The following is a 1233-nucleotide window of genomic DNA, read 5'->3' as shown; positions in this document are numbered from 1 at the left end:
CATACCAGAATCGTAAATGCAAACAGACTTCAGGTACACGCGCTTGCTTATAACATATTTAATTGGTTTAGACGATTGGCGTTATCAGCAAATATGCGAAAACAACGCATTTGCAAATTCCGGCTCATCTGATCATGTATTCCGCTATAAACTGATCAGGCTTTCCGGATGTAACTGAGCGCGTTTCCGCTTCAACTGATCAACAAGTTTTCAACGTGTTATAGTTCTTTCGTAGTCATCAAATGATTGCGAAAGGAGGCATAACTATGCAAGACTACAACACGATTATTGGTGCCATTCAGATGCGTCTGAATGGATGCCAGACAAGGTCCGTTATGGATCGCTATAAGATTGGCTCAGGAACATTAAACCTTATCATGAGCCGATATCATGCCGGAGGCATCCCAATCGAGGAACTTCGGATGATGGCACCTAAGGAAGTCGAGAACCTTTTCTATCCGCAGAAAAATCTGCAGAGAAAAGATGCCCCTCTTCCGGATTTTCAGTATTATTATGACAGAATCCATGACCCAGGAAGCCGCATGAACATTTCATTCTGCTGGCTGGATTATAAAGAAAAGAATCCTGACGGTTATGAAAAGTCACAGTTTTACGAATACTTCAACCGTTTTATAACTGAAAACTATGGTGGTCAGAAGGTATCGATGGCTGTAAACCGAATCCCTGGTGAAAAGATGTACATCGACTGGGTCGGCGATCAGCCGGAACTTTTAACAGACACCGGAACAGGCGAGATCAAAAAGGTCCACATCTTTGCGACTACTCTTGGAGTAAGCAGCCTGATCTATGCAGAAGCTTTTCTAAATGAAAAACTTCCATGTTTTATAGAAGGCTGTGCACATGCAGTTTCTTTTTATGGTGCTGTTGCCAGGTATTTTGTACCGGATAACCTGAAAACTGCAGTAATCAAGCACACAAAGGATGAGCTTATCCTGCAGTCTACATTTGCGGACCTGGAAGACTTCTATGAGACGATTGTCCTTCCACCACCCGCAAGGAAGCCGAAAGGTTATCGGCGAAAAAGTGTTATCGGCAATTCTGCAAATATTCTTCAGAAAACACTAGCAACTAGACATTTTTAGAGTTATTTTTTACTGATAACATTTTTCTTTGTTCTCTCAATTGATATCCTAATTCTGACCACGGCAGTTTTCCGTGGCAGAAAGGAGTATTGAGATGAATGAATTAAAAAAAGTAGTTAATGCAGTTCTT

General features: G+C 41.4%; 1 protein-coding gene. It reads left to right on the top strand.

The window, feature by feature from the left end; all coding sequences use genetic code 11:
* The first annotated feature begins 266 nt into the window (after nucleotides 1–266).
* The gene (locus tag ACTQ50_RS19635) at nucleotides 267–1103 is read left to right on the top strand and encodes a transposase (protein WP_441485560.1); all 837 of its coding nucleotides are present in this window, start codon (nucleotides 267–269) and stop codon (nucleotides 1101–1103) included.
* The last annotated feature ends 130 nt before the right edge of the window (nucleotides 1104–1233 follow it).

Origin of the sequence: Blautia sp. Sow4_E7, from assembly GCF_052116245.1 — a bacterium.
Taxonomy (GTDB): Bacteria; Bacillota; Clostridia; order Lachnospirales; family Lachnospiraceae; genus Blautia_A.
This window is presented reverse-complemented; position numbering and strand designations above follow the sequence as displayed.

Excerpts from the sequence above, each read along its gene's own strand:
- ACTQ50_RS19635 (WP_441485560.1), top strand. The coding sequence starts at position 267 with ATGCAAGACTACAACACGATTATTGGTGCCATTCAGATGCGTCTGAAT.